The organism is Mycolicibacterium flavescens (genome assembly GCF_001722335.1).
In the GTDB taxonomy this organism is placed as follows: domain Bacteria; phylum Actinomycetota; class Actinomycetes; order Mycobacteriales; family Mycobacteriaceae; genus Mycobacterium; species Mycobacterium flavescens.
Window position 1 is genome coordinate 69,133 of record NZ_MIHA01000021.1, and the last position, 26,762, is coordinate 95,894.

Consider the following 26,762-nt stretch of genomic DNA (forward strand, 5'->3'; position numbering starts at 1 on the left):
TCCCGTCCGGAGGGGCCTCCGGGTAGGGTTTCCTGTGAAGTCGCTGGAAAAGTTGTCGGCCGGGCCGGGAACCGACCAGGACCCCTAGACGTTGACGGTGTGTTCGCCGCTTGACGAATGACATCACGGAGAGGAACGACGGTGCGGGAATCCAGCAACCCCGTATTCCGATCCCTGCCTAAAACGCAGGGCGGATATGCGCAGTTCGGTACCGGGGCAGCCGCCTACGGTACGCAGGCGGTACACGCCGACCCCTATGTGACGCAGTACCCGGACCAGCAGCAGGCCGGTGTCGCGCGCCCGATGACCATCGACGACGTCGTCACCAAGACGGGGATGACGCTGGCGGTGCTGACGGCCGTCGCGGTCGTGTCGTACTACCTGGTCTCGCAGAACCTCGGCCTGGCCATGCCGTTCACCTTGGTGGGCGCGCTCGGCGGCCTGGCGCTCGTGCTGATCGCGACGTTCGGTCGCAAGCAGGACAATCCGGCGATCGTGCTGAGCTACGCGGGCCTGGAAGGCCTGTTCCTCGGCGCGATCTCGTTCGTCCTGGCGAACGTGATCTCGGTGGGCGGCGTCGGCATGATCGCGCAGGCGATCGTCGGCACACTCGGTGTCTTCTTCGGCATGCTCGTGGTCTACAAGACCGGCGCGATCCGCGTGACCCCGAAGTTCACCCGCTTCATCGTCGCCGGCCTGTTCGGTGTCGTCGCGCTGATGCTGCTCAACCTGGTGCTGGCGGTCTTCGGTGTCGGCGGCGGTGCGGGCCTCGGCCTGCGCGACGGCGGCATGCTGGCGATCGGCTTCTCGCTGCTGTGCATCGGCCTGGCGGCGTTCAGCTTCCTGATCGACTTCGACTCGGCCGACCAGATGGTCCGCGCGGGTGCTCCGGAGAAGGCGGCATGGGGCGTCGCGCTCGGCCTGACCGTCACGCTGGTCTGGCTGTACATCGAGATCCTGCGCCTGCTGTCCTACTTCAACAGCGAATAGCAGTCCTGACGACGAGGCCCGGCACGAAATGTGCCGGGCCTTTTCGTTTCTCCGGCGTTGACTCTGCGCACAAGTCGCGATTCATCCACAGATCGGGGTCGTAGCCGCAGAGTCAACGTCCTGCGGCGGCAGTCTGAGTTCATTGGGGGGGACGACCGCACCGTTCATCGGCTCCGAGGCGCTCGCGTCCGGTGTGTTGAGCCGATACGACCTGCACACCAACTACCGCACGATCATGCCGAACGTGTACCTGCACAGGGGGATCGAGCCGTCGCTTCGGCAGCGCACCGTCGCGGCATGGCTGTGGTCGCGGCGGCGGGCCGTGATAGCCGGTCTCGCGGCACCGTCATACCCGGGGGCTGCGCCAACTCGCCGAGGCGCTGGACCTGATGGACGCCGGCGCCGAGTCACCGAAGGAAACCTGGTTGCGGCTGCTGCTGATGCGCGCCGGTTCCCGCGGCCCCGCACGTAGATCCCGGTATGGAGTCCCAGACGGCAGCCGGCGCTACTTCCTCGACATGGGTTGATTCTGCGCACAGGCAGCGATTTCACGCATTTTTGCGACCTGAACGCAGAGTCAACGCGAAGTCAGGACAGCCGCTCGATCACCATCGCCATGCCCTGCCCGCCGCCGACGCACATGGTCTCCAGACCGAACGTCTTGTCGTGGGTGGTCAGGTTGTTCAGCAGCGTCGCGGTGATCCGCGCACCGGTCATGCCGAACGGGTGGCCCAGCGCGATCGCACCGCCGGACACGTTGAGCTTGTCCTCGTCCATGCCCAGCGCCCGCGCCGAACCGAGCACCTGCACCGCGAACGCCTCGTTGATCTCGTAGAGGTCGATGTCGCCGATCGACATGCCGGCGTTGGCGAGCGCCTTCTTCGTGGCCTCGATCGGGCCCAGGCCCATGATCTCCGGCGACAGCCCGCTCACACCGGTCGACACGATGCGCGCCAGCGGGGTCAGCCCCAGTTCCTTGGCCCGCACATCGCTCATCACCACCACCGCGGCGGCGCCGTCGTTGAGCGGGCAGGCGTTGCCCGCGGTCACGGTGCCGTTCGGCCGGAACACCGGCTTGAGTTGGCTGATCTTCTCGTACGTGGTGCCCGCGCGCGGACCGTCGTCGGTGGAGACGATGGTGCCGTCGGGCAGCGTCACCGGCACGATCTCGCGCTCGAAGAAGCCGCTCTTGATGGCCTCCTCGGCGCGGTTCTGCGACCGCACACCCCAGTGGTCCTGGTCCTCGCGGCTGATCCCGGTGTGCAGCGCGACGTTCTCGGCGGTCTGGCCCATCGCGATGTAGACGTCGGGCAGCGCACCGTCCTCGCGGGGGTCGTGCCACTCCTCGGCGCCCGCGGCGGACTGCTCCGAGCGGCTCATCGCGTCGGCGAAGATCGGGTTCTTGCTGTCGGGCCAGCCGTCGGCCGTGCCCTTGGGGAACCGCGAAACCGTCTCCACGCCAGCGGAAATGAACGCATGTCCCTCGCCGGCCTTGATCGCGTGGAACGCCATGCGGGTGGTCTGCAGCGACGACGAGCAGTACCGGTTGACCGTGGTGCCCGGCAGGAAGTCGTAGCCGAGCTGCACGGCGACCGCCCGGCCGACGTTGAAGCCGGCCTCGCCGGCGGGCTGACCGCAGCCCATGATCAGGTCGTCGATGTCGCGGGGATCGAGTGCGGGCACCTTGTCCAGCACCGCGCGCACCATCTGAGCGGCCAGGTCGTCGGGGCGCATGTCGACAAGCGATCCCTTGGCGGCACGGCCGATCGGCGACCGCGCGGTCGCGACAATCACGGCTTCAGGCATGGCGTCTCCTCGCATCCATCGGTACAGCAGTGAACCTAGCTGGCCGGCAGCGCCGCCGGCGTGGGCACCCCACCCAGCACCGGCGCCGGCACCCCAGTCGACCGACGCCAGAGCCTGCTCAGCCCTCCGACACGGCCCAGCAGCGCGAAACCCTCACCGGAGCGCGACTGCCACGGCAACTCCGGTGCCGCCCCGCCGAGCCAGTCGCTCAGCGCGGTACACAGCGCAGGCAGCAGCTGCCTGGCGGCCAACTCGTAGCCGGCGCCCGACGGGTGGAACATGTCCGGCGAGAACAACACGTCGGGCGTCTTGCGGAAGTGCGGCGCCAGCAGATCGGCCAGCGGGACCGGGATCCCGCCCGCCGAGCGCACCGCCGCGGCCTGGGCCCGGGCCAGGTGCAGCCCGCGGCTGCGGGCATAGGCACGCAACGGTTGGGGGATCGCGGTGATGACCCCGAAGTCCGGGCAGGTACCGACCACGACGACGGCTCCGGCGTCGCGCAACCGGCGCACCCCCTTGCCGAGCCGGCGCGCCGACGGCCCGATCCCGTTGGGCCGGGTGATGTCGTTGGCGCCGATCATGATCACCGCGGCGTCCGGCGGCGGGCCCGCGACGAACATCGCGTCGATCTGACCGGACAGGCCCTTCGACGTCGCCCCGACGATGGCCTTGGTGGACAGCCGGATTCGCCTGCCGGAGATCTCGGCCAGGCCGCGCGCCAGCAGCACGCCCGGCACCTCCTCGGCGGTGGCGGCGCCGTACCCGGTGGCCGTCGAGTCGCCGAAGACCATCAGGTGCAGATCGGCGGGCACGTCGCGGTGCCACCGCTCGACCGGTCCGCCGCCGGGCGCGTACACACCGTCCGCGCGCGGCGGGATGTCCCACGCCTTGGGGATCGTCTGGCGGGCCTGGTCGGCCTGGCCGATCAGCAGGTTGCGCGCCCCGAGGTACGCCGAACCCGTCGCCGCGGCGGCAACCGCGACGGTGGTCGCAAGGCGGGTGGTGCCCACGGCCGCAAGTTTAGGTCGGTTTTCCAGGGTTATCCGCGTGGCGGCCGGTACGGGCGATCACATTGCGGTATCAAGTCCGGTATCGAAATTGACTCGTTGATTGTTTATATAGAACAAAAGGTGTCAAGCTAAGATACGGATCTCGCTTCAGAAAATTAGGCGTGCTTCGCACTATCAGGGCTTGAGCGTCCCGAGGAAGTGGTTGTCATGACCGCACCAAGTAAGGCCGGCAAAACTCACCGGCCAGGAGTATCCCCTGTACAGGCGCGTAAGCCGCGCAAGTTTCCGGTCAGCGACGGCGCGCCGGTCGAGGTCGTCGAAGACGGGCCGAGCATCGCGGGCCGGCTCACCTCGCTTGTGGCCGCGCTAACTATCCGGCCCACCCTAGCTATCGGCAGCTACGCTCCGCGGCTGCCGTGGCCGTGGGGACTGGTGGACTTCGCGGCCCGGATCGCCCGGCCCGCACCCGGCACCATCCGCGCGACCATTTCTTTGCCGAACTGCACCGCGCAACTGGTCCGGGCCCCGGGGGTGCTGCCCGCCGACGGCAAACGCGGCGTCATCCTCTACATGCACGGCGGCGCGTTCCTGACGTGCGGCGTCAACTCGCACGGCCGGCTGGTGCAGGCGCTGTCGGGCTACGCCGACTGCCCGGTGCTGGTGGTCAACTACCGGATGATCCCCAAGCACTCGGTGGGGATGGCTGTCGACGACTGCTACGACGCCTACAAGTGGCTGCGGCTCAAGGGCTACGAACCCGATCAGATCGTGCTGGCCGGCGATTCGGCAGGCGGCTACCTGGCGCTGGCGCTGGCCGAGCGGTTGCAGCGCGAGGGCCTCGAGGGCGAGGTGCCCGCGGCGATGGTGACCATGTCGCCGCTGTTCGAGATCGACAACGAAACCAGGGCCAACCACCCGAACATCCACAGCGACGCGATGTTCCCGCCGCGGGCGTTCTACGCGCTGGTCGATCTGGTCAAGGAGGCCGCGGGCAGGCACTTCACCGACGGCAAGCCCGAAGAGGTCTACGAACCGCTCGACCACATCGAACCCGGCCTGCCGCGCACGCTGATCCACGTGTCCGGCTCGGAGGTGCTCGTCAGCGACGCGCGCAAGGCGGCACGACGGCTGGCCGCGGCCGGTGTCCCGGTCGAGGTCCGGGTCTGGCCAGGCCAGATGCACGTGTTCCAGCTCGCCGCCCCGGCCGTTCCCGAGGCCACCAGGTCGCTGCGGCAGATCGGCGACTACATCCGAGAGGCGACCTGGTAGCCCGGCTTCCGAGCCCGCACGCCGCCTGACACGATGGAGTCATGCGGATCGCCCAGCACATCAGTGAGCTCATCGGCAACACCCCTCTGGTGCAGCTGAACTCCGTGGTCCCCGAGGGCGCCGGTCGGGTCGTCGCGAAGGTCGAGTACCTCAGCCCCGGCGGCAGCTCCAAGGACCGCATCGCGATCAAGATGATCGACGCCGCGGAGGCCAGCGGTGAGCTCAAACCGGGCGGCACCATCGTCGAGCCGACGTCCGGCAACACCGGCGTCGGCCTGGCCCTGGTGGCCCAGCAGCGCGGGTACAAGTGCATCTTCGTGTGCCCGGACAAGGTCAGCGAGGACAAGCGCAACGTGCTGCGCGCGTACGGCGCCGACGTGGTGGTGTGCCCGACGGCGGTGCCGCCCGACCACGCCGACAGCTACTACAGCGTCTCCGACCGGCTGGTCTCCGAGATCGACGGTGCCTGGAAACCTGACCAGTACTCCAACCAGATGGGCCCCGAGTCGCACTACGAGTCGACCGGACCGGAAATCTGGTCGGACACCGACGGCGCGATCACCCACTTCGTGGCCGGCGTCGGCACCGGCGGCACCATCACCGGCGCGGGCCGCTACCTCAAGGAGGTGTCCGACGGGAAGGTCAAGGTGATCGGCGCCGACCCGGAGGGTTCGGTGTACTCGGGCGGCAGCGGCCGGCCCTACCTGGTCGAAGGGGTCGGCGAGGATTTCTGGCCCGCCGCCTACGACCCCGCGGTGCCCGACGAGATCATCGCGGTCTCCGACGCGGACTCGTTCGACATGACGCGGCGCCTGGCCCGCGAAGAGGCGCTGCTGGTCGGCGGTTCGTGCGGGATGGCGGTCGTCGCGGCGATCAAGGTGGCCGAGCGGGCCGGCCCCGACTCGCTGGTCGTGGTGCTGCTGCCCGACGGCGGAAGAGGTTATCTGTCAAAGATTTTCAACGACGACTGGATGTCGTCGTACGGCTTCCTGCGCACCCCGCTCGACGGCAGCGTCGAGGAGCCGACCGTCGGCGACGTGCTGCGCGGGAAGTCCGGGGCGCTGCCGGACCTGGTGCACACCCACCCGTCGGAGACGGTGCGCGACGCGATCGGGATCCTGCACGAGTACGGGGTCTCGCAGATGCCCGTGGTCGGCGCCGAACCGCCGGTGATGGCCGGCGAGGTCGCGGGCAGCGTGTCCGAGCGCGCACTGCTGTCGGCAGTGTTCGAGGGGCGGGCCAAGCTGGCCGACGCGGTCGCCGAGCACATGAGCCCGCCGCTGCCGCTGATCGGCGCGGGTGAACTGGTCACCGAAGCGGCCACGGCGCTGCGTGAGAGCGACGCAGTGATGGTGGTCGAGGAGGGCAAGCCGGTCGGTGTGCTGACCCGCCACGACCTCCTCGGATTCCTGTCCGAAGGCAACAAGCGCCGCGTGCGCTGACTTCGAGTAGCTCCGGCGTTCCATACCGTCGGGAACGGTCGACTTCCGCGCTGAAATCCCAGCACACAGCCACCTTTCAGGTAGATTAAGCACGCTCGACCTCAGCTCAGCTCAGACTGGAAGGCGTCATGACCGACCCACCGCCACCAGGAAGCTATCCGCCGCCGCCCAGCGGCTATCCACCACCCCCGCCCCCCGGCGACGCCTATCCACCTCCGGCTGGCGGTTATCCGCCACCGCCACAAGGACTTCAGGCGTTACCGACCGACGCCTACACATCCTGGTTCACCCGCCTGCTGGCCTGGCTGATCGACTACATCCCGGTGTTCCTGCTGCAGGGCATCGGCTACGCACTCCTGCTCGGCACCCGCGAAACCGTCTGTATCACCGACGTTTCCGAGTTCGAACTGGGCGAGTTCTGCGCGACGGGCGCCTCGACAACCGGACAGCTGGCGGTGTTCGTCAGCTCGATCCTGGTTCTGGTGTATGCCATCTGGAACTTCGGCTACCGGCAGGGCACCACCGGCTCGAGTGTCGGCAAGTCGATCCTCAAGTTCCAGGTTGTCAGCGAAAACACCGGTCGACCAATTGGTTTCGGCATGTCGGTGGTTCGTCAGCTGGCCCACATCCTCGACGCGCTCATCTGCTACATCGGGTACCTGTTCCCGCTGTGGGACGCCAAACGCCAGACCATCGCCGATAAGCTCATCAAAACCGTCTGTCTGCCCAACTGAATCAGTAGCCGCCAACCTGGAAGGTCTCATGTCTGATCAGCCGCCCCCTCCGCCCGGGAACTATCCGCCGCCGCCTCCGGGTGGCAATTACCCCCCGCCCCCGGGTGGAGGCGGTTATCCGCCCCCTCCCCCGCCGGGTGGTTATCCACCGCCGCCCCCGCCGGGCGGCTACCCGCCGCCGCCACCCCCGGGGGGTTACCCGCCGCCGCCGGGGGCCGGCTACCCGCCTCCGCAGTCCGGCTACCCGCCTCCTCCGCAGGGCGGCTATCCGGGCGGGTATCCACCTGCCGGTCCGGGATTCGGCGGGCCGGCGCCGTACAGCGTCGGTGACGCGTTCTCCTGGGCGTGGGGCAAGTTCACCGCCAACGCCGCAGCGCTGATCGTCCCGACGCTGGTCTACGCGATCGTCGTCGTCGCGCTGCAGGCGCTGTTCGGCATCCTGTCGGCGGCCGTCGCGCCGGAGGCCACCAGCTACACCGCCGACGAGAACGGATTCGCGTTCTCCTACAACGTGTCCGGGCCGGCCAGCGTGGCCGTCACGATCCTGGGCTACATCGTCGCGCTGGTGGTCGGAGGAGCCATCCAGTCCGCCTACTACGGCGGCATGCTCGACGTCGCCAACGGCCGACCGGTGAGCATCGGGACGTTCTTCCGTCCGCGCAACGTCGCCAACGTGATCATCGCGGGCGTCATCGTCGGGATCCTGACGTCGATCGGCTTCGTCTTGTGCGTGCTGCCCGGTATCGCGGTGGCCATCTTCACGATGTTCACGGTGATTGCGCTGCTGGACCGCAACCTGTCGCCGATCGACGCGATCAAAACCAGCTTCGACATCGCCAAGAACAACTTCGGGCAGGTCCTGCTGACGTTCCTGGTGGTGATCGTGGTGGTCGCGGTCGGCGCGCTGCTGTGCGGTGTCGGCCTGCTGGTGGCCGGGCCGCTGGCAGCGCTGATCGAGGTGTACGCCTACCGCAAGCTCAGCGGCGGGCAGGTGGCCGAACTCAACCCGCAGCCGCTGCCGCCGGGACCGCCGCCGCAGACCTCGCCGCAGCAGTGACGGATCATCGGAAGGCGCTGACCCCGGTCAGCGCCTCTCCGATGAGCATCTGGTGCACCTCGGAGGTGCCTTCGTAGGTCAGCACCGACTCGAGGTTGTTGGCGTGCCGGATCACCGGGTATTCCAGGGTGATCCCGTTGGCGCCCAACAGGGTTCGGCACTGCCGGGCGATCTTGATGGCTTCGCGGACGTTGTTGAGCTTGCCGAAGCTGACCTGCTCGGGCTTGATGCGACCGTCGTCCTTGAGCCGGCCCAGGTGCAGCGCGAGCAGCTGCGCCTTGCCCAGTTCGACGGCCATGTCGGCGATCTTGGCCTGGGTCAGCTGGTAGGCCGCCAGCGGCTTGTCGAACACCTCGCGGGTACCGACGTAGTCCAGCGTCGTCTCCAGGCAGTCGCGGGCCGCGCCGACGCTGCCGAAGACGATGCCGAACCGCGCCTCCGACAGGCAGCTCAACGGGCCCTTCAGGCCGCGCGCCTCCGGCAGCATGGCGTCGGCGGGCAGCCGCACGTCGTCGAGGTGCAGCTCCGAGGTGACCGAGGCGCGCAGCGACAGCTTGCGCGTCATGTCGGTCGCGGTGAACCCCGGCGTGCCGGCGGGCACGACGAACCCGACGACGCCCTCGTCCTGGCTGCGCGCCCACACGATCGCGACGTCGGCGACCGAGCCGTTGGTGATCCACATCTTGGTGCCGTTGAGAATCCAGTCCGACCCGTCGCGTTTGGCGGTGGTGCGCATCCCGCCCGGGTTGGACCCGAAATCGGGTTCGGTCAGCCCGAAGCAGCCGATCGCCTCGCCGGCGGCCATCGCGGGCAGCCAGGTTGTGCGTTGCTCCTCGCTGCCCCAGCGGTGGATCGCGAACATCGCCAGCGAGCCCTGCACCGACACCAGGCTGCGCAGTCCGCTGTCGACGGCCTCGAGTTCCTGGCACACCAGCCCGTAGGCCGTCGCGGTGGAACCGCCGCAGCCGTAGCCGTTCAGGTGCATACCGAGCAGGCCGAGCTTGCCGAAGTCGGCGGCCAGTTCGCGCACCGGCACCTGGCCGGTCTCGAACCACTCCGCGATCGACGGGCGCAGCCGCTGCTCACCGAATCGGCGGACGGTCTGGCGCAGTTCGAGGTCCTCGGCGGACAGCATTGAATCCAACTCGAGCAGGTCGTCGAGGCGGGCGGTCGGGCTCATGGTCCCTGTCTACACCGGTCCGGGCGTCGACCCGGCATGGCTAGGCTGATCGGTGATGACCGAACACAGCAGCCACGGCTTGTCCACGAAGGCGATCCACGCCGTGCGGCCCGACCTGACCACCGGAGCCGTCAACGCCCCCATCTACGCGAGTTCGACGTTCGCCCAGGACGGCGTCGGCGGACTGCGCGACGGCTACGAGTACGCCAGGACCGGCAACCCCACCCGGCGCGCGCTGGAGACCTCGCTGGCCGCGGTCGAAGCCGCGACGTACGGGCGGGCGTTCTCCTCGGGAATGGGCGCCACCGACTGTGCGCTGCGCGCGCTCCTGCGGCCCGGTGACCACGTGGTGATGCCCGACGACGCGTACGGGGGCACGTTCCGGCTGATCGACAAGGTGTTCACCCAGTGGGGCATCAGCTACACCGCGGTCTCGCTGTCCGATCTCGACGCGGTGCGCGCGGCGGTCACCGCCGACACCCGGCTGATCCTGGTGGAGACGCCGACCAACCCGCTGCTGTCGATCGCCGACATCGCCGGCATCTCCCAGATCGGCCGGGACACCAACGCGAAGGTGTTGGTGGACAACACGTTCGCCTCACCCGCGCTGCAGCAGCCGCTGCTGCTGGGCGCCGACATCGTGCTCCACTCGACCACCAAGTACATCGGCGGGCACTCCGACGTCGTGGGCGGCGCGCTGCTGACCAACGACGAGGAACTCGACACGAAGTTCGCGTTCCTGCAGAACGGGGCGGGCGCGGTGCCCGGGCCGTTCGACGCCTACCTCACGCTGCGCGGACTCAAGACGCTGGTGCTGCGCATGCAGCGGCACAGCGAGAACGCCGCGGTGATCGCGGAGTTCCTCGACGGCCACCCCGCGGTCGAGACCGTGCTCTATCCGGGCCTGCCGGGGCATCCCGGTCACGAGGTCGCGGCCAGACAGATGTCGGGTTTCGGCGGCATGATTTCGCTGCGCCTGCGCGGCGGCGCCGATGCGGCCCGCAAGTTGTGTTCGCGCACAGAGATTTTCATCCTCGCCGAGTCGCTGGGCGGCGTCGAGTCGCTGATCGAGCATCCCGGGGCGATGACGCACGCGTCGACGGCGGGCTCGCAACTGGAGGTACCCGAGGATCTGGTCCGGTTGTCGGTCGGCATCGAGGACGTCGCCGACCTGCTCGCCGACATCGAACAGGCGCTCGGCTAGCGCAGGGTCACGGCAGGGCCTGGCGCACCGCCGACGTGGTGACCGCCAGGTTGACCTCCGGCAGCGCGGTCGGATACTCGTCGACCCAACTGCCCAGGGCGATCTCGCCGGCCCGCGCGTGCACCCAGCGCCACCCACGGTCGTTGAGGCTCAGCAGCGCGCCCAGGCCGTCGACCGCGTGCAGCAGCGAAATGATCGCCGCGGTCGCCGGCGGGGGAGGGGTGCGGTCGAACAGTGAGGCCATCAGCGCCGCCCTGGCCTGCCCGACGCGGTGGCGGTTGGTCAGTGGCCAGGCGAACTGTTGACCGAAGCGCTTCTCCGGCAACGGAACCTGACGGATCTGGCCGGTGTGTTCGAGGTGCGCGACGATGTGGTCCTCGGTGTGTTTGGCCAGCTTCTTGACCGCCGTGGCCGGGGCCAGCGGCCGGCGCTGCAGCAGCTGGAACGCCGGCTCGGTCACCGGATCGGGCGCTGCGGGTCCCGCCAACGCCACCAGCCGGCCGGGTTCGACGGCTTCACCGTCGACGGCGGGCCGGATCCGGCAGGCGTACGCCAGATCCAGCAGAACCGCGGCGGAGAGCACCCGCGAGCGGCGGGCGCGCTCCAAACGCGGCTGCGCTGAAGCGTTGTCGAGCAACAGCAGATAGAGATCCTCGGCGATCCTCGCCATGCCCGGATGCTAAACCGTGGGCGCCGGGCGCGCGGGGTCAGGCTTGCGCGGATCAGGCTTGCGCGGATCAGGCGTGGTAGGGCTCGGCCTCGAGCAGCTTGACCTTGACCGTGCTGCCGTTGGGGACCGTGTAGGTGCGCACATCGCCGACCTTGGCGTCGATCAGCGCCTCGCCCAGCGGCGACTTCGGCGAGTACACCTCGAGCTTGCCGTCGCTGATGCCCTCCTGGCGGGTGGCGATCAGGAACGTCTCGGTGTCGCTCTCGTCGTCGCCGTACTGCACCTTGACCACCGAACCGGGCAGTGCCACACCGGACTGCTTGGGCGCCTCGCCGACCTTGGCGTTGTTGAGCAACTCCTGCAACTGACGGATGCGGGCTTCCTGCTGACCCTGCTCCTCGCGCGCGGCGTGGTAGCCGCCGTTCTCGCGCAGGTCGCCTTCTTCGCGACGGTCGTTGATCTCCGCGGCGATGACCGGGCGGTTGGCGATCAGCTGGTCCAGTTCGGCCTTGAGCCGGTCGTGCGCCTCCTGCGTCAGCCAGGTGACCTGTGTGTCGGTCATGTCGTCGCGCTCCTGTCTATCTAGGTTGCGGTGTTCTCGCGCTTTGCTCGCGTAAGAAGTCTCGTGGTGCGGCGCCCGGGCTGGACGTGTACCGCCGCTTCTGGCCACGCCTGACCAAGGACATCCCCCGCAGAGCGCCAAATGCAGCAATACACGGCCCCAGCGGGAACCGTGTACCGGTCAAGCATAGCACCGCGCCGTCGACTCGATTTCGCAAATTCGCTGTTCGCCGTTTGTTGCGGCCGCGGAATCAGCGTGATTTCTACGAGCTCACCAGGTACGGCGGGACGTCGACGCCGCAGCCGTAGATGTCGCCGAGCGCGGGCTGGCGGGTAGCGGTCACCTCGGTGGTGACCAGCACCGTCTTCTCGGTCGACGGCGGGACCAGCACCTCGCGCCGGCCGGTCTCGCTGCCGTCCACCGACCGGGCCCGCACGATGCAGGTGACCGGGCGCGACGGGTCCTTACGGGTGACGGTGATGGTCACCGAGACGGTGTCGTCGCCGAGCAGTTCATAGGCCCCGACCTCGCCGGTGACGTCGCTGCTGCCGAACCGCGCGGACGCCACCAGCGCGACGACCACACCGGCCACCAGAGCCAGGGCGGTCAGCGCGATAGCCGCCCAGCGGCGGCGCCGCCCGGACAGCCGTTGGCGGCCGTAGCGCGCGGCGGGACGTTCGATCATCTGGTTTTCTGAGCCCGTCGGTCGGATAGATCTACAGAACTGGAACTATAGGACTAGCGATTCGGGTTGATATCCGTCGAGACAACCCCACGTACAAGACAGGTAAAGGCAGAGCAGGTTGAGCGAACTGCGGTTGATGGCCGTGCACGCCCACCCGGACGACGAGTCCAGCAAGGGCGCCGCGACGATGGCCCGCTACGTCGACGAGGGCGTGCGCGTGCTCGTGGTGACGCTCACCGGCGGCGAGCGCGGCGACATCCTCAACCCCGCGATGGATCTACCCGAGGTGCACGGTCGGATGGCCGAGATCCGGCGCGACGAGATGGCGCGCGCAGCCGAGATCCTCGGCGTCGAGCACCGCTGGCTGGGTTTCGTCGACTCCGGGCTGCCCGAGGGTGACCCGCCGCCGCCGCTGCCCGAGGGCTGCCTCGGCATGGTGCCGCTCGAGCAGCCGACCGAGGCCTTGGTCAAGGTGATCCGGGAGTTCCGTCCGCACGTGATGACGACGTACGACGAGAACGGCGGCTACCCGCATCCCGACCACATCCGCTGCCACCAGGTGTCGATGGCCGCCTACGACGCCGCGGCCGACTACCGGCTGTACCCGCAGGCCGGTGAGCCGTGGAGCGTGTCCAAGCTGTACTACACGCACGGCTTCCTGCGGCAGCGCATGCAGCTGCTGCAGGACGAGTTCGCCAAACACGGTGAGGTCGGTCCGTTCGAGAAGTGGCTCAAGCATTGGGATCCCGACGCCGACGTGTTCGCCAAGCGGGTCACCACCCGCGTCGAGTGCGCCAAGTACTTCGCTCAGCGCGACGACGCGCTGCGCGCTCACGCCACCCAGATCGACCCCAACGGTGACTTCTTCCGCGCGCCGATCGAATGGCAGCAGCGGCTCTGGCCGACCGAGGAATACGAGCTGGCCAGGTCGCGGGTGCCGGTGACGCTGCCCGAAACAGACCTGTTCGCCGGGATTGAGGACCGATGATCACCGCCCCGATGCTGACCCTGCTGGCGCAGAACGCGCCGCGCGACACCGGTCCGGAGTTCGGCAAGGCCAGCCCGTTCGGCCTGCTGGTCATCGTGCTGCTGCTGATCAGCATCTTCCTGCTGGTCCGGTCGATGAACCGGCACCTGCGCAAGCTGCCCGAGTCGTTCGACAAGCCCGAGCAGCCGGTCGTCGAGGCGGAGCCGGAGCCCGGCACAGCCGACAGTGCCGCCGAGATTGCCTCACCGGAGCCCGGGACCAGGCGTGAGCCCGGCGGCTAACCAGCTCGCCCGGGCTACCAGCCCGTACCTGCGCCAGCACGCCGACAACCCGGTGCACTGGCAGATGTGGACGCCCGAAGCGCTCGCCGAGGCCGCCGCCCGCGATGTGCCGATCCTGCTGTCGATCGGCTACGCGGCCTGCCACTGGTGCCATGTGATGGCCCACGAGTCGTTCGCCGACGAGCAGGTCGCCGCGGCGATGAACGACGGCTTCGTGTGCATCAAGGTCGACCGCGAGGAGCGGCCCGACCTCGACGCGGTGTACATGAACGCCACCGTCGCGCTGACCGGGCAGGGCGGCTGGCCGATGACGTGCTTCCTCACCCCCGACGGCCGGCCGTTCTTCTGCGGCACGTACTACCCGAAACCGACGTTCCTGCAACTGCTGGCCGCGGTGACCGAGACGTGGCGCACCCGCCGCGCCGAGGTCGAGGAGGCCTCTGACCGGATCGCCGGAGAGCTGCGGTCGATGGCCGAGGGGCTGCCCGGCGGCGGCCCGCCGGTACAGCCTGCGCTGTGCTGCGACCACGCGGTCGCCGCGGTGCTGCAGGACGAAGACGTGGCCCGCGGCGGTTTCGTCTCCAATCAGGCTGCGGCGCCGAAGTTCCCGCCGTCAGCACTGCTGGAGGCGTTGTTGCGCAACCACGAGCGCACCGGTGACATCATGCCTCTGGAGGCGGTCGAGCGGACGGCCACCGCGATGGCCCGCGGCGGCATCTACGACCAGCTGGCCGGCGGGTTCGCGCGCTACAGCGTCGACGCGTCGTGGGTGGTACCGCACTTCGAGAAGATGCTCTACGACAACGCGCTGCTGCTGCGCGCCTACGCCCACTGGGCGCGGGTGACCGGCAACCCGTTGGCGCGCCGGGTGACAGCGGAGACCGCGGCGTTCCTCGTCGACGACCTCGGAGCCGGCGGGATGTTCGCCTCGTCGCTGGACGCCGACGCCGACGGCGTGGAGGGCCTGACGTACGTGTTCACCCCGGCACAGCTGCGCGAGGTGCTCGGCGAGGACGACGGTCGCTGGGCGGCAGACGTTTTCGGTGTCACCGAGGAAGGGACGTTCGAGCACGGCGCCTCGGTGCTGCAGCTGCCGCGCGACCCCGACGACGCGCACCGGTTCACCAAGGTGCGGACGGCGCTGCTGGCGGCGCGGCTCACCCGGCCGCAGCCGGCCCGCGACGACAAGGTGGTCACCGCGTGGAACGGGTTGGCGATCACCGCGCTGGCGGAGGCCGGCGTCGCGCTCGAACGTCCCGAACTGCTCGACGCCGCAACGCAATGCGCGCGCACCCTGTGGGATCTGCACGTCGTCGACGGCAGGCTGCGCCGGGCCAGCCTCGGCGGCGCGGTCGGCGACAGCGCGGCGATCCTCGAGGACCACGCCGCGCTCGCCACCGGCCTGCTCACCCTGTACCAGCTGACCGGCCAGTGGCTCGACGAGGCGACCGCGCTGCTGGACATCGCGCTGGAGCACTTCGCCGATCCCGACCGCGACGGGCGTTGGTTCGACACCGCCGACGACGCCGAGACGTTGATGGTGCGCCCGGCCGATCCGCTCGACGGCGCGACCCCGTCGGGTGCCTCGCTGCTCGCCGAGGCGCTGCTGCTGGCCGGGCATCTGACCGACGGTGCCCGCGCCGACCGGTACGCGGCGGCCGCCGACGCGACGCTGGCGGCGGCCACCCCGATCCTGGCCCGGCTTGCGCGTTCGGGCGGGCACTGGCTCGCGGTCGCCGAGGCGGCGGTGCGCGGACCGCTGCAGATCGCGGTGGCCTGCGACCCGCGTGACTCCGAACTGCTCGCCGCCGCGCGGCGGTACGCGCCCGGTGGTGCGGTCGTCGTCGGCGGGGCTGTGGACTCCTCGCCGTTGCTTTCCGGGCGCGATCGGGTCGGCGGCGCCGACGCCGCGTACGTGTGCCGCGGCCGCACCTGCGACCTGCCCGTCACCACGGTCGACGATCTCGTCGCTGCGCTGCGCGCGCCCGTGTAGCCTTCCGCGCATGCCGTCTCCGGAAGACAACGCCAAGACTGTCGCCCGCTATCTCGAGCTCGTCGCGCAGGGCAAGGCCGACGACATCACCGAGCTGTACGCCGACGACGCCACCGTCGAGGATCCCGTCGGCGGCGGCGAGGTGCACATCGGCCGCGAGGCGATCCGTCGCTTCTACGGCAACCTGCCGACCGACGGCGCCCAGGCCGACGTCGTGACGCTGCGCGCGCTCGGCCACGAGGTCGCGTTTTTCTGGGCGCTGACCGTCGACCTCGGCGGCAGCAAGATGCGCATCGAGATCATCAGCGTGATGACGTTCCACGACGACGGCAAGATCGGCTCGATGAAGGCCTACTGGGGCCCGGAGAACGCCACCCAACTCTGAGTGGTTTCGGTGCGCTACCCGTCGCGCAGCGACTGGAAGCGCACCGAAACCGCCTCGGATCAGAAGACGGCGAACCACATCGCGATGTAGTGGCAGATCGCCGCGACCGCGGTGCACGCGTGGAAGAACTCGTGGTGTCCGAACGTCGTCGGCCACGGATTGGGCCACTTCAGGGCGTAGAGCACGCCGCCGATCGAGTACAGCGCGCCGCCGACGATCAGCAGCACCAGCGCCGCGACTCCGGCGCCCTGCATGATCGGGCCGACGAACCAGGCCGCCACCCAGCCGAGCAGGATGTAGAGCGGCACGCCCACCCACCGCGGCGCCGAGGGCCAGAAGCATTTGAGCAGCACCCCGGCGATCGCGCCGCCCCACACGATCCAGAACAGCACCATGCCGTCGTTCTGCGGCAGCGCCAGCAACGCGAACGGCGTGTAGCTGCCCGCGATGAACACGAAGATCATCGAGTGGTCCAGGCGCTTCATCCACTTGCGCGCGGTGGGGGACTCCCAGTCCACCCGGTGGTAGGCGCCGCTGACGGTGAACATCGCGACGATGGTCACGGTGTAGATCAAGGTCGCGACGCCCGCCCGCGTTGAATCCAGCGACCAGGACACCGACACCAGCGTCGCCCCGCAGATCGCCGCGATCACCGCGGCGTACACGTGGATCCAGCCGCGCAGCCGCGGCTTGCGGATGAAGTTGGTGGCCGCGTCGACGACCGCTTCCGGGAAGTCCTCAGCCTGCTCGCGCGGTGCGCGGGATCGATCGGAGTCGGCGGCGCCGACGGACTGCGTCATGTCACCTCCGGAAATTCCAAGCCGTTTTCTGGTGGTCTGCGAAGCTCGTGCGCCCGCCAGGAGCATCACGCCCACAGTAGTCTGGACCGTCGTGGAGCTTATTCCCCCGCGCCTCAAGGAGCCGGCCTACCGGCTCTACGAATTGCGGTTGCGTCAGGAGCTGGCGCGGTCGAAATCCCAACTGCCGCGCCATATTGCCGTGCTGTGCGACGGCAACCGCAGATGGGCACGTGATCTCGGACACGACGACGTCAGCTACGGCTACCGGATGGGTGCGCGCAAGATCGCCGAGATGCTGCGCTGGTGCGCCGACGCCGGTATCGAGATGGCCACCGTCTACCTGCTGTCCACCGAAAACCTGCAGCGTGACCCCGACGAGCTCGAACCGCTGATCGGGATCATCACCGACGTCGTCGAGGAGATCTGTGCGCCGGCCAACCACTGGAGCGTGCGCACGGTCGGTGACCTCGAGTTGATCGGGGAGGAACCCGCGCGCCGGCTGCGCGACGCGGTCGAGTCGACCGACGCCGGGCCGGGGTCTTTCCACGTCAACCTCGCCGTCGGCTACGGCGGGCGCCAGGAGATCGTCGACGCCGTACGCCAACTGCTGAGCAAGGAACTGGCCAACGGCCGCAGCGGCGAGCAGCTGATCGAGGCCGTCACCGTCGACGCGATCTCGGAGAACCTGTACACCTCCGGACAACCCGACCCCGACCTGGTGATCCGCACGTCGGGGGAGCAGCGGCTGTCGGGGTTCCTGCTGTGGCAGAGCGCGTATTCGGAGATGTGGTTCACCGAGGCGTACTGGCCGGCGTTCCGGCGGGTCGATTTCCTGCGCGCGCTACGCGACTACACCGCGCGGCACCGCAGGTTCGGCGCCTGATGCGAGACTGAGTCCATGGCTGCGCTGTCGGCTCTGGTCTTCGCGCTCAGCTGGTGGTTGGGGCTCTATCTGCTGGCCCGCGACCCGCGCAAACCGGTGCTGGTGCTGGCCGCGGTCGGGTTGACCAGTTTCGCGGTGGTGGTCGCGTTGGACGCGGTGCGCGCCACCAGCGGCGCCGACATCCTCGGCCGCGTCGAGGTCTACCTGGTCGTGGTGCCCGGTATCGCGTGGTTCGCGGTGCTGCTCGAGCTGTCCCGGCCCCGCGACACGTGGCGCAGCCGGGCCGGTGAACTGGCGCTGGTCGGCGCCGTCGCCGCGGTGGCGTTCGTCGGTGCGGCGATGGCGGGCAGCGTCGAGGGGCCGCTGCGCCTCGGGCACTGGGTGATGTTCGCGGCGATCTCGTCATCGGCGCTGGGGGCGATGGTGTACGCGGTGGTGCGCCGCTCGCAGCCTCGTCCGGTGGTCGGGTTCGTGGTGATCGCGACGCTGTTCTTCGCGCTGGGCAACGCGATCCTGATCATCCCGCTGGGGTTGGTGCCGAGCTGGTTGGCGTTGGCGGGTACCGGGTTCGACGTCGCCCTGCTCGGGTTGGCGGTCGCGATCGGCGACGCGTTCGACGAGGGGCAGGCGCTGCGGGCCGACATGCTGCGCTCGTTCACCGCGACGGCGGTGGTGGCGGTGCTGTTCGGCGGGCAGGCGCTGGTGGTGCTGGCCCTCACCGGGCACGAGACCGCGTTGACCGTGCTGCTGTTCACCAGCCTGGCGGTGGCGATCGCGATCAACGTGCTGGCCGATCCGCTGGCCGGGATCCTGGACCGGTTGGCGTTTTCCCGGTCGCCGGAGTTGCGCGCCGACCGGGCCGCGTTGCGCAGCACCGAGGCGGCGCTGCCGTTGCGCAAGGACAACCCGCTCGACGACGTCGACGAGGACACGTTCGTCCGGCTCACCCGCCGCGCCCTGGGCCACTACGGCGATCTGTCCAAGCTGATCGCCAGCCCGCTGACCCGGCTGCCGGTCATCGACGCGCGGCTGGCCGCCCGCGGCGCGCCGGACCAGCCGCTGGAGCGGGCCACCGAGCTCAAGGCGCTGCTGGCCGAGCGCATCGCCCGGCTCAAACCGCGCGACGCCGGCGACTTCGGCACCACCGAGCAGTGGCGGCACTACAACTCGCTGTACTTCCCCTACGTCGTCGGCGTGCGCGCGTACGCGCAGAGCGCGACGGCCGCCGGGCTCGACCCCGTCGCGCGCCAGGCGTGGCAGTGGTTCGTCACCGAGGTGCCGCAGCGGTCGCTGCACAACTGGCAGAACGCCGCCGCGCGGCTGATCGCCGCCGATCTGCGCGACAGCCTGGTCACCGCTCAGGACTGACAACCGCCGCTGACCTGCGGCTGGCAGTAGCTGGCAGCGTTCGGTGTCGATCTGGCAGTGGCATCTGCGCAGTGTCGGTGCCATGACCACCGCCACCACCGGCCACGGGCTCGAAAGCGTCCCGACCGACTCTCTACTGCGGTTCGCCCTGCGCACCGACGCCACGTTGTGCGCGGCGCTGGGACTGGTGATCGCGACCGCCGCCGACCCGCTCAGCCGGCTCTCCGGGTTGTCGGCCACCAGCGAGTGGATCGCTGGCGCCGCACTCGTCGGCTATGGCACGGCGCTGTATCTGGCCGCCGGGGTGCCGCAGGTGCGACGCGTCGGCGTCGGGGTGCTCGCAGGCAACGTTGCGTTCGCGGCGACTGCCGTCCTCGTCCTGGTCGCGGGCTGGCTGCCGCTGACCGGGTTCGGCGCCGTCTCCGTCCTGACGTTCGCCGCCCTCACCCTCCTGCTGGCGTACGTCCAGTACCGCGGGGTCCGTCGCCTCGACGCGGCCCCTTCATGACTGGTCCGGAGCCGCCGTCGTAAGAGGTTGCGGCGTCGGCTCCGGAACGGTCCCACCCCCACCAGAAAGGAATCCATCATGACCGCACTGACCACCCGACTCAACGAGTCGACCGACTCGCTGCTGCGTTTCGCGATGCGCGCCGACGCGGTGCTGACCGGCCTGGCCGGCGTCGCGGCGCTGCCGCTTGCGGGCTGGCTGGCCGAGACGTCGGGCACGACGGTCGCATTCGAGTACGCGATGGCGGCGTTCTTCATCGCCTACGGCCTGGCGGTGCTGGCCCTGGCCTCGCTGCCGTCGCTGAAGCGGCCCGCCGTCGCGGTGATCGCGGCCAACGTGCTCTACGCCGTTGCCGCGGTGGTGCTCGTGACCTCGGGCGTGTTCCCGCTGACGACGATCGGCGTGGTCCTGACGCTCGCCACCGGTGTGTACACGCTGGCCTTCGCCGAACTGCAGTTCGTCGGGTTGCGCCGCATCACCCGCTAATCCGCCGAGCAGACGTGAAATGCCCCGAAAGCCGCCACTTTGGGGCATTTTGCGTCTGCTCGCCGAACAGGCGGTCAGAGCTTGCGCAGCCGCAACCGGTTGATCGAGTGGTCGGCGTCCTTACGCAGCACCAGCGTCGCGCGCGGGCGGGTCGGCAGGATGTTCTCGATCAGGTTCGGCCGGTTGATCGAATGCCAGATGTCGCGGGCGGCGAACACCGCCTGCTCGTCGGTCAACGTCGCGTAGTGGTGAAAGTGCGACGCCGGATCGGCGAACGCCGTCGAGCGCAGGCCCAGGAACCGGTCGATGTACCACTGCTCGATGTCGTCGATACGGGCGTCGACGTAGACCGAGAAGTCGAACAGGTCCGACACCATCAGCGTCGGGCCGGTCTGCAGCACGTTGAGACCCTCCAGAATGAGGATGTCGGGGTGGCGCACGATCTGCTTCTCGGCGGGCACGATGTCGTAGAGCAGATGCGAGTACACCGGCGCGCACGCCTGATCGGCTCCGGACTTCACCGTCGTGACGAACCGCATCAGCGCCCGGCGGTCGTAACTCTCCGGAAAACCTTTGCGGCCCATGAGGTTTCGCCGCACCAGCTCGGAGTTGGGGTAGAGGAACCCGTCGGTGGTGACCAGGTCGACCCGCGGATGGTGTTCCCAGCGCGCCAGCAGCGCCTGCAGCACGCGCGCGGTGGTGGACTTGCCGACCGCCACGCTGCCGGCCACCCCGATCACGAACGGCACCGGCCGGTCCGGGTTCTGCTGCAGGCTGGCCGAATCGCCGAGGAACTCCGCGGTCGTCGCGAACAACCGCTGCCGCGCGGCTACCTGCAGATGGATCAGCCGGGCCAGCGGCAGGTAGACCTCTTCGACCTCGAGCAGGTCGATCTTCTCGCCGATACCGCGAAGCTTCGTGAGCTCGTCCTCGGTGAGCTTGAGCGGCGTCGACATGCGCAGATTCCGCCACTGACTCCGGTCGAACTCCACGTATGGGCTGGGTTCACTCAGCCGCGCCATGCGCTCAGTCTTGCATTTAACGTTGGAGTCATGGACGCCAGCACCTCAGATTCGTTGGTCCGCGAGTACCTGCTGCTCGGTTTGCGCTTCGACCGCATCGAGGACGGTTACGTCGACTCGTTCACCGGCGACCCGGCCCTGCGCCGCGCGGTGGCCGCCGAACCGCAGCCCGACCCCGCCGACCTGGCGCGGCAGGCCGAGCGGCTGCTGGCCCAGGTCCCGGCGGCCGACGGGCTCGAACCCGAGCGGGCCGACTACCTCGCCGCGCACCTGCGGGCCCTGGCGTGTGCGGGACGCAAATTCGCCGGTGAGGACGTCGGCTTCGTCGACGAGGTCGAGGCGTATTTCGACGTGCGCATCAGCAAGGGCGACCCGGAGCGCTACCGCGACGCGCACCGCCGCCTCGACGAGGTGCTCGACGGGACCGGGCCGCTGACCGAGCGGATGCAGGCCTACCGTGCGGGTGAGGAGATCCCGCCGGCGCGTCTCGAGGAGTGCATCCACGCGTTCTCCAGCGCGCTGCGCGACCGGGTGCGCGCGGAGTACCCGCTGCCCGACGCCGAGACCATCACCTATGAGGTGGTCACCGACAAGCCGTGGTCGGGGTTCAACTACTACCTCGGCGACTACAAGTCGACGGTCGCGGTCAACGCCGACCTCAAACAGCAGATGTCGAACCTGCCGCGGCTGGTGGCCCACGAGTCCTACCCCGGCCACCACACCGAGCATTGCCGCAAGGAGGCCGGGCTGGTGGCCCAGCGCAACCAGGCCGAGCAGACGATCTTCCTGGTCAACACGCCGCAGTGCCTGATGGCCGAGGGCCTGGCCGACCTGGCGCTGTACGCGGCGGTCGGCCCGGACTGGGGGAGCTGGGCGGCCGAGATCTACGCCGACCTCGGGCTGCGGTTCGACAGCGAGCGCGCGCAGGCCGTGGCCGAGGCGACGACCGCGCTGGCCGACGTGCGCCAGGATGCGGCGCTGATGCTGCACGACGAGCACTGCGACGTCGACGACGTCGTCGCGTTCCTCCAGCGCTGGCTGCTGGTCGACGACCGGCGGGCCCGCCAGATGCTGCGGTTCCTGTCCTCGCCGCTGTGGCGGGCCTACACCAGCACCTATGTCGAGGGTTACCGGCTGCTGCGGGGTTGGCTGGACGCCCGGCCCGACGACGTCAGCCTGACCCAGCGGTTCACCACGCTGCTCGACGAGCCGCTGATCCCGTCGTCGCTGCGCGCCGCCTAGGGAAAAAACCCCCGCCGAACGTGGGTTACCGTCACGCCCTCGGACGGTTTGGCGTGCATCGATCCCACACTCGGCGGCCCCGGTGCGGGGATTAGGCTGAACCCCATGACTGCAGACCCCGTGACCTCCCACGCTCCGGGCGCGGAGTACGCCGAGACCGCGAGCGCCGCCTACCGGGCCGCGCTGCAGGTCATCGAGAGCGTGGAACCGCGCATCGCCGCGGCGACCCGCAAAGAGCTTGCCGACCAACGCGACTCGCTCAAGCTGATCGCCAGCGAGAACTACGCCTCGCCCGCGGTGCTGCTGACCATGGGCAGCTGGTTCTCCGACAAGTACGCCGAGGGCACGATCGGGCACCGCTTCTACGCCGGCTGCCAGAACGTCGACACCGTCGAGAGCCTGGCCGCCGAGCACGCCCGCGAGCTGTTCGGCGCGCCCTACGCCTACGTACAGCCGCACTCCGGAATCGACGCCAACCTGGTCGCGTTCTGGGCGATCCTGGCCACCCGCGTCGAGGCGCCCGAACTGGCGAACCTCGGCGCCAAGCACGTCAACGACCTGTCCGAAGCCGACTGGGAGTCGTTGCGCAACAAGCTCGGCAACCAGCGGCTGCTGGGCATGTCGCTGGACGCCGGCGGCCACCTCACCCACGGCTTCCGGCCCAACATCTCCGGCAAGATGTTCCACCAGCGCAGCTACGGCACCGACCCGAACACCGGGTTCCTCGACTACGACGCCGTCGCCAAGGCGGCCCGCGAGTTCAAGCCGCTGATCATCGTCGCCGGCTACTCGGCCTACCCGCGCCGGGTGAACTTCGCGACCATGCGCGAGATCGCCGACGAGGTGGGTGCGACGCTGATGGTCGACATGGCGCACTTCGCCGGCCTGGTGGCCGGCAAGGTGTTCACCGGCGACGAGGACCCGGTGCCGCACGCCCACGTCACCACCACGACGACGCACAAGTCGCTGCGCGGGCCCCGCGGCGGCATGGTGCTGGCCCAGCCCGAGTACTCCGACGCCGTCGACAAGGGCTGCCCGATGGTGCTCGGCGGCCCGCTGTCGCACGTGATGGCCGCCAAGGCCGTCGCGCTCGCCGAGGCCCGCCAACCCGCGTTCCAGGCCTACGCGCGCCGCGTCGCCGACAACGCCCAGGCGCTGGCCGACGGCTTCCTCAAGCGCGACGCCAACCTGGTCACCGGCGGCACCGACAACCACATCGTGCTGCTCGACGTGACGAGCTTCGGGCTCACCGGCCGCCAGGCCGAGTCCGCGCTGCTCGACGCGGGCATCGTGACCAACCGCAACTCGGTGCCGTCCGACCCGAACGGCGCCTGGTACACCAGCGGCATCCGGTTGGGCACACCGGCGCTGACCACCCGCGGGTTCGGTCCCGACGACTTTGACCGGGTGGCCGAGTTGATCGTCGACGTGCTGTCCAACACGACGCCGACGCAGGCCTCCTCGGGCCCGTCGAAGGCTAAGTACACGCTGGCCGCCGGCACCGCCGAGCGGATCCACGCGGCCTCCGCCGAGCTGCTCGAGGCCAACCCGCTCTACCCGGGGCTGACCCTGTAATGAGCTGCGCGACGCGCGCCGGAAGAATTTTACGATTCCCACAGAATTGGGTTACTGTAACCGCATGGCACAGAAACCTGTACCGAATGCGCTGATCCTCGAACTCGAGCCGGTCGTGCAGCAGGAGCTGCGTCGTCACATCGACAGCGAGGACCTCTGGTACGCGCACGACTACGTGCCGTTCGACCAGGGCGAGAACTTCGCATTCCTCGGCGGGCGGGACTGGGACCCGTCGCAGGTGACCCTGCCCAAGGACGTCACCGACGCGCTGGAGATCCTGCAGATCACCAAGGACAACCTGGCCAGCTTCCACCGCGAGTTCGTGTTCAGCTTCATCCTCGAGGAGAAGTGGGGCCGCTGGATCGGCCGCTGGACCGCCGAGGAGCACCTGCACGCGATCGCGCTGCGCAACTACCTCGTCGTCACCCGCGAGGTCGACCCCGCCGCCAACGAGGACGTGCGCGTCGAGCACGTGATGAAGGGCTACCGCGCCGAGAGCTACAGCCAGGTCGAGCGGCTGGTGTTCATGGCGTTCTTCGAGCGCGCCCACGCGGTGTTCTGCCGCAACCTCGAGGCCAGGATCACCGAACCGGTGCTCAAGGGTCTGATCGGGCGCATCGCGCGCGACGAGGAGCGCCATGAGGAGTTCTTCGCCAACCTCGTCGCGCACCTGCTGACGTCGAACCGCGACGAGACCGTCGACGCGATCGCGCGCCGCGCCGCCGAACTCGAGGTCGTCGGCGGCGACATCGACGCCTACGCCGACAAGGTGGCGCACATGGCCGAGGTCGGCATCTTCGGACCCGACCAGCTGCGTGCGGTGATCGCCGATCGGATCGCCGCCTGGGGCGTGGCCGACGAGCCGAAACTCAAGGCGTTCACACCCGCGTAACCGCGTCTTCACCACCGCCGACGCGCGGCGGCAAACACACCGGCGCGCCTGCACGGCGCAAGTGCCGCAACGGGAGTAGCGTCGGTTCCGATGGCTAGCGACGTGCTCTGCTATCCGGGCGGTACCCGATTGCGATCGCGAGAGGGCCGGCCCCGGCCCTGGTGCCGCAGTGTCCGCCGACAGGTTCGCGGGGGACCCGCGGATACCAGGAGCGCTACGTGATCGATTCGCCTCTCCGGACTTATGTGCTCGACACTTCCGTGTTGTTGTCAGATCCCTGGGCCTGCACGCGCTTTGCCGAGCATGAGGTCGTGGTCCCGCTGGTCGTGATCAGTGAACTCGAAGCCAAACGCCACCACCACGAACTCGGGTGGTTCGCACGCCAGGCGTTGAGGATGTTCGACGATCTGCGGCTTGAACACGGTCGGCTCGATCAGCCGATTCCCGTTGGCGCGCAGGGCGGTACGCTGCACGTCGAACTCAACCACAGCGACCCGTCGGTGCTGCCTGCGGGCTTCCGCAACGAGAGCAACGACGCGCGGATCCTCACCGTCGCGGCCAACCTCGCCGCCGAGGGTAAGCACGTCACGCTGGTAAGCAAGGACATCCCGCTGCGGGTCAAGGCCGGAGCGGTCGGGCTGTCCGCCGACGAGTACCACGCCCAGGACGTCATCACCTCCGGGTGGACCGGCATGGCGGAGGTGGAGGTCGGCGCCGACGACATCGACGCGCTGTTCGCCGATGGCGAGATCGATCTGGAGGCCGCGCGGGATCTGCCGTGCCACACCGGAATTCGGCTCCTCGGTGGTAGCTCGCACGCACTCGGCCGGGTGACCGCCGAGAAGCGGGTGCAGTTGGTGCGCGGCGACCGGGAGGCGTTCGGGCTGCGCGGACGTTCGGCCGAACAGCGGGTCGCCCTCGATCTGCTGCTCGACGAGTCCGTCGGCATCGTGTCGCTCGGCGGCAAGGCGGGCACCGGTAAATCGGCGCTGGCGTTGTGCGCGGGCCTGGAGGCGGTGCTCGAACGCCGCACGCAGCGCAAGGTCGTGGTGTTCCGGCCGTTGTACGCGGTCGGCGGACAGGATCTCGGCTATCTGCCCGGTAGCGAGAGTGAGAAGATGGGCCCCTGGGCGCAAGCGGTTTTCGACACTCTCGAGGGTCTGGCCAGCCCCGCGGTGCTCGAGGAGGTGCTCTCGCGCGGCATGCTCGAAGTGCTGCCGCTGACCCACATCCGCGGCCGTTCGCTGCACGACTCGTTCGTCATCGTCGACGAGGCGCAGTCACTGGAACGCAACGTGCTGCTGACCGTGCTGTCGCGGCTGGGCGCGGGTTCGCGGGTGGTGCTCACCCACGACGTCGCCCAGCGTGACAACCTGCGGGTCGGGCGCCACGACGGGGTCGCCGCGGTGATCGAAAAACTCAAGGGCCACCCGCTGTTTGCTCACATCACGCTGCTGCGCAGTGAGCGTTCGCCGATCGCCGCGCTGGTCACCGAGATGCTCGAGGAGATCAGCCCCGGCGCCCTGCCGTGATCCCCGGGTGATTTCGGTGTAGTTGGTTGCGGTCAGCGCAATGTGGTGTCTCGGGACATCGCTGACACTTTTGTCTCGGGACATCGCTGACACCTATGGTGCCGGTTTTGGCTCGCGGATGCGATAGGTCCGGGTGTTGGATTCACAGCGCTGGTGGTAGCGCGTGGGGTCGGCGGTCAGTTCTCGGATGAGAGTCGT

At 69.1% G+C, this 26,762-nt stretch carries 26 protein-coding genes and 1 pseudogene; 19 read left to right on the plus strand and 8 right to left on the minus strand.

Annotated elements, in window-relative coordinates:
* Positions 1 to 141: 141 nt before the first annotated feature.
* Positions 142 to 990, plus strand: a complete 849-nt coding sequence (locus tag BHQ18_RS23395; protein WP_069416037.1) for a Bax inhibitor-1/YccA family protein — start codon at positions 142 to 144, stop codon at positions 988 to 990.
* A gap of 142 nt (positions 991 to 1,132) precedes the next feature.
* Positions 1,133 to 1,514, plus strand: a pseudogene (locus BHQ18_RS30625) (hypothetical protein); the annotation flags it as partial.
* Between the two features lie 64 nt (positions 1,515 to 1,578).
* Here the strand turns inward: BHQ18_RS30625 and BHQ18_RS23400 are convergent.
* Both BHQ18_RS23400 and BHQ18_RS23405 read right to left on the minus strand, forming a co-directional pair.
* Complete coding sequence (locus BHQ18_RS23400) at positions 1,579 to 2,796, minus strand: acetyl-CoA C-acetyltransferase (protein ID WP_069416038.1); 1,218 nt, start codon at positions 2,794 to 2,796, stop codon at positions 1,579 to 1,581.
* A 35-nt stretch (positions 2,797 to 2,831) separates the two neighbouring features.
* A complete protein-coding gene (locus tag BHQ18_RS23405; protein ID WP_069416039.1) occupies positions 2,832 to 3,806 on the minus strand; it encodes an SGNH/GDSL hydrolase family protein in 975 nt (324 codons plus the stop codon).
* A gap of 207 nt (positions 3,807 to 4,013) precedes the next feature.
* On the opposite strand from BHQ18_RS23405, the gene BHQ18_RS23410 reads away from it, so the two are divergent.
* The 4 genes from BHQ18_RS23410 (at position 4,014) to BHQ18_RS23425 (ending at position 8,308) form a co-directional block, all read left to right on the plus strand.
* Positions 4,014 to 5,075, plus strand: coding sequence for an alpha/beta hydrolase fold domain-containing protein (locus BHQ18_RS23410; RefSeq protein WP_069416040.1), 1,062 nt, complete (start codon positions 4,014 to 4,016; stop codon positions 5,073 to 5,075).
* Between the two features lie 41 nt (positions 5,076 to 5,116).
* Positions 5,117 to 6,517 carry a cystathionine beta-synthase gene (locus BHQ18_RS23415; RefSeq protein ID WP_069416041.1) on the plus strand — a complete coding sequence of 467 codons (1,401 nt, stop codon included), beginning with the start codon at positions 5,117 to 5,119 and terminating at the stop codon, positions 6,515 to 6,517.
* A gap of 128 nt (positions 6,518 to 6,645) precedes the next feature.
* Positions 6,646 to 7,251, plus strand: coding sequence for an Rv1078 family RDD domain-containing protein (locus BHQ18_RS23420; RefSeq protein WP_084294301.1), 606 nt, complete (start codon positions 6,646 to 6,648; stop codon positions 7,249 to 7,251).
* A gap of 28 nt (positions 7,252 to 7,279) precedes the next feature.
* The gene (locus tag BHQ18_RS23425; protein WP_069416043.1) at positions 7,280 to 8,308 is read left to right on the plus strand and encodes a DUF2189 domain-containing protein; all 1,029 of its coding nucleotides are present in this window, start codon (positions 7,280 to 7,282) and stop codon (positions 8,306 to 8,308) included.
* Positions 8,309 to 8,312: 4 nt separating this feature from the next.
* Here BHQ18_RS23425 and BHQ18_RS23430 read toward each other — a convergent pair whose 3' ends face one another.
* Positions 8,313 to 9,488: an acyl-CoA dehydrogenase family protein gene (locus BHQ18_RS23430; RefSeq protein ID WP_205866176.1), complete on the minus strand. Its 1,176-nt coding sequence runs from the start codon at positions 9,486 to 9,488 to the stop codon at positions 8,313 to 8,315.
* Positions 9,489 to 9,543: 55 nt separating this feature from the next.
* On the opposite strand from BHQ18_RS23430, the gene BHQ18_RS23435 reads away from it, so the two are divergent.
* Positions 9,544 to 10,692 (plus strand): cystathionine gamma-synthase, encoded by a 1,149-nt coding sequence (locus BHQ18_RS23435; RefSeq protein WP_069416044.1) that lies wholly within the window; start codon positions 9,544 to 9,546, stop codon positions 10,690 to 10,692.
* 7 nt (positions 10,693 to 10,699) lie between these two features.
* On the opposite strand, the gene BHQ18_RS23440 is transcribed toward BHQ18_RS23435, so the two are convergent.
* The 3 genes from BHQ18_RS23440 to BHQ18_RS23450 all read right to left on the minus strand — a co-directional run bounded on the left by BHQ18_RS23440 (position 10,700) and on the right by BHQ18_RS23450 (position 12,609).
* Positions 10,700 to 11,362 (minus strand): GOLPH3/VPS74 family protein, encoded by a 663-nt coding sequence (locus BHQ18_RS23440; RefSeq protein ID WP_069416045.1) that lies wholly within the window; start codon positions 11,360 to 11,362, stop codon positions 10,700 to 10,702.
* Positions 11,363 to 11,429: 67 nt separating this feature from the next.
* The gene (gene greA, locus BHQ18_RS23445) at positions 11,430 to 11,924 is read right to left on the minus strand and encodes a transcription elongation factor GreA (RefSeq protein WP_069416046.1); all 495 of its coding nucleotides are present in this window, start codon (positions 11,922 to 11,924) and stop codon (positions 11,430 to 11,432) included.
* Between the two features lie 262 nt (positions 11,925 to 12,186).
* The gene (locus tag BHQ18_RS23450; protein WP_069416047.1) at positions 12,187 to 12,609 is read right to left on the minus strand and encodes a DUF4307 domain-containing protein; all 423 of its coding nucleotides are present in this window, start codon (positions 12,607 to 12,609) and stop codon (positions 12,187 to 12,189) included.
* A 118-nt stretch (positions 12,610 to 12,727) separates the two neighbouring features.
* On the opposite strand from BHQ18_RS23450, the gene mca reads away from it, so the two are divergent.
* From mca to BHQ18_RS23470, 4 genes are read left to right on the plus strand one after another with little or no spacing between them, the layout of a single operon-like run.
* Positions 12,728 to 13,597 carry a mycothiol conjugate amidase Mca gene (gene mca, locus BHQ18_RS23455; protein WP_069416048.1) on the plus strand — a complete coding sequence of 290 codons (870 nt, stop codon included), beginning with the start codon at positions 12,728 to 12,730 and terminating at the stop codon, positions 13,595 to 13,597.
* Entirely contained in the window at positions 13,594 to 13,878 is a 285-nt protein-coding gene (locus BHQ18_RS23460; RefSeq protein WP_069416049.1) for a hypothetical protein, read from the plus strand. Before mca ends, BHQ18_RS23460 begins: the two co-directional genes overlap by 4 nt.
* Complete coding sequence (locus BHQ18_RS23465; RefSeq protein WP_069416050.1) at positions 13,862 to 15,871, plus strand: thioredoxin domain-containing protein; 2,010 nt, start codon at positions 13,862 to 13,864, stop codon at positions 15,869 to 15,871. Before BHQ18_RS23460 ends, BHQ18_RS23465 begins: the two co-directional genes overlap by 17 nt.
* Positions 15,872 to 15,881: 10 nt before the next feature.
* A complete protein-coding gene (locus BHQ18_RS23470; RefSeq protein WP_069416051.1) occupies positions 15,882 to 16,256 on the plus strand; it encodes a nuclear transport factor 2 family protein in 375 nt (124 codons plus the stop codon).
* A 59-nt stretch (positions 16,257 to 16,315) separates the two neighbouring features.
* Here BHQ18_RS23470 and trhA read toward each other — a convergent pair whose 3' ends face one another.
* Positions 16,316 to 17,056, minus strand: coding sequence for a PAQR family membrane homeostasis protein TrhA (trhA, locus tag BHQ18_RS23475; RefSeq protein ID WP_069416052.1), 741 nt, complete (start codon positions 17,054 to 17,056; stop codon positions 16,316 to 16,318).
* Between the two features lie 91 nt (positions 17,057 to 17,147).
* Here trhA and BHQ18_RS23480 point away from each other — a divergent pair, with 91 nt between their 5' ends.
* The 4 genes from BHQ18_RS23480 (at position 17,148) to BHQ18_RS23495 (ending at position 20,301) form a co-directional block, all read left to right on the plus strand.
* Entirely contained in the window at positions 17,148 to 17,939 is a 792-nt protein-coding gene (locus BHQ18_RS23480) for a (2Z,6E)-farnesyl diphosphate synthase (RefSeq protein WP_069416053.1), read from the plus strand.
* Positions 17,940 to 17,954: 15 nt separating this feature from the next.
* A complete protein-coding gene (locus tag BHQ18_RS23485; protein WP_069416054.1) occupies positions 17,955 to 19,307 on the plus strand; it encodes a hypothetical protein in 1,353 nt (450 codons plus the stop codon).
* A gap of 82 nt (positions 19,308 to 19,389) precedes the next feature.
* Entirely contained in the window at positions 19,390 to 19,815 is a 426-nt protein-coding gene (locus tag BHQ18_RS23490; protein WP_069416069.1) for a hypothetical protein, read from the plus strand.
* A gap of 78 nt (positions 19,816 to 19,893) precedes the next feature.
* Complete coding sequence (locus BHQ18_RS23495; protein WP_069416055.1) at positions 19,894 to 20,301, plus strand: hypothetical protein; 408 nt, start codon at positions 19,894 to 19,896, stop codon at positions 20,299 to 20,301.
* A gap of 74 nt (positions 20,302 to 20,375) precedes the next feature.
* On the opposite strand, the gene coaA is transcribed toward BHQ18_RS23495, so the two are convergent.
* Entirely contained in the window at positions 20,376 to 21,323 is a 948-nt protein-coding gene (gene coaA, locus BHQ18_RS23500; RefSeq protein ID WP_069416056.1) for a type I pantothenate kinase, read from the minus strand.
* A gap of 30 nt (positions 21,324 to 21,353) precedes the next feature.
* Here coaA and BHQ18_RS23505 point away from each other — a divergent pair, with 30 nt between their 5' ends.
* From BHQ18_RS23505 to BHQ18_RS23520, 4 genes are all read left to right on the plus strand, one after another.
* On the plus strand, positions 21,354 to 22,565 hold the full coding sequence (locus BHQ18_RS23505; RefSeq protein WP_069416057.1) for a DUF885 domain-containing protein: 1,212 nt from the start codon (positions 21,354 to 21,356) through the stop codon (positions 22,563 to 22,565).
* Positions 22,566 to 22,670: 105 nt separating this feature from the next.
* The gene (locus BHQ18_RS23510; protein ID WP_069416058.1) at positions 22,671 to 24,140 is read left to right on the plus strand and encodes a glycine hydroxymethyltransferase; all 1,470 of its coding nucleotides are present in this window, start codon (positions 22,671 to 22,673) and stop codon (positions 24,138 to 24,140) included.
* A 64-nt stretch (positions 24,141 to 24,204) separates the two neighbouring features.
* Complete coding sequence (locus BHQ18_RS23515; RefSeq protein WP_069416059.1) at positions 24,205 to 25,032, plus strand: acyl-ACP desaturase; 828 nt, start codon at positions 24,205 to 24,207, stop codon at positions 25,030 to 25,032.
* Positions 25,033 to 25,250: 218 nt separating this feature from the next.
* Positions 25,251 to 26,564, plus strand: coding sequence for an RNA 5'-3' helicase PhoH2 (locus BHQ18_RS23520; protein WP_069416070.1), 1,314 nt, complete (start codon positions 25,251 to 25,253; stop codon positions 26,562 to 26,564).
* Positions 26,565 to 26,762 lie beyond the last annotated feature (198 nt).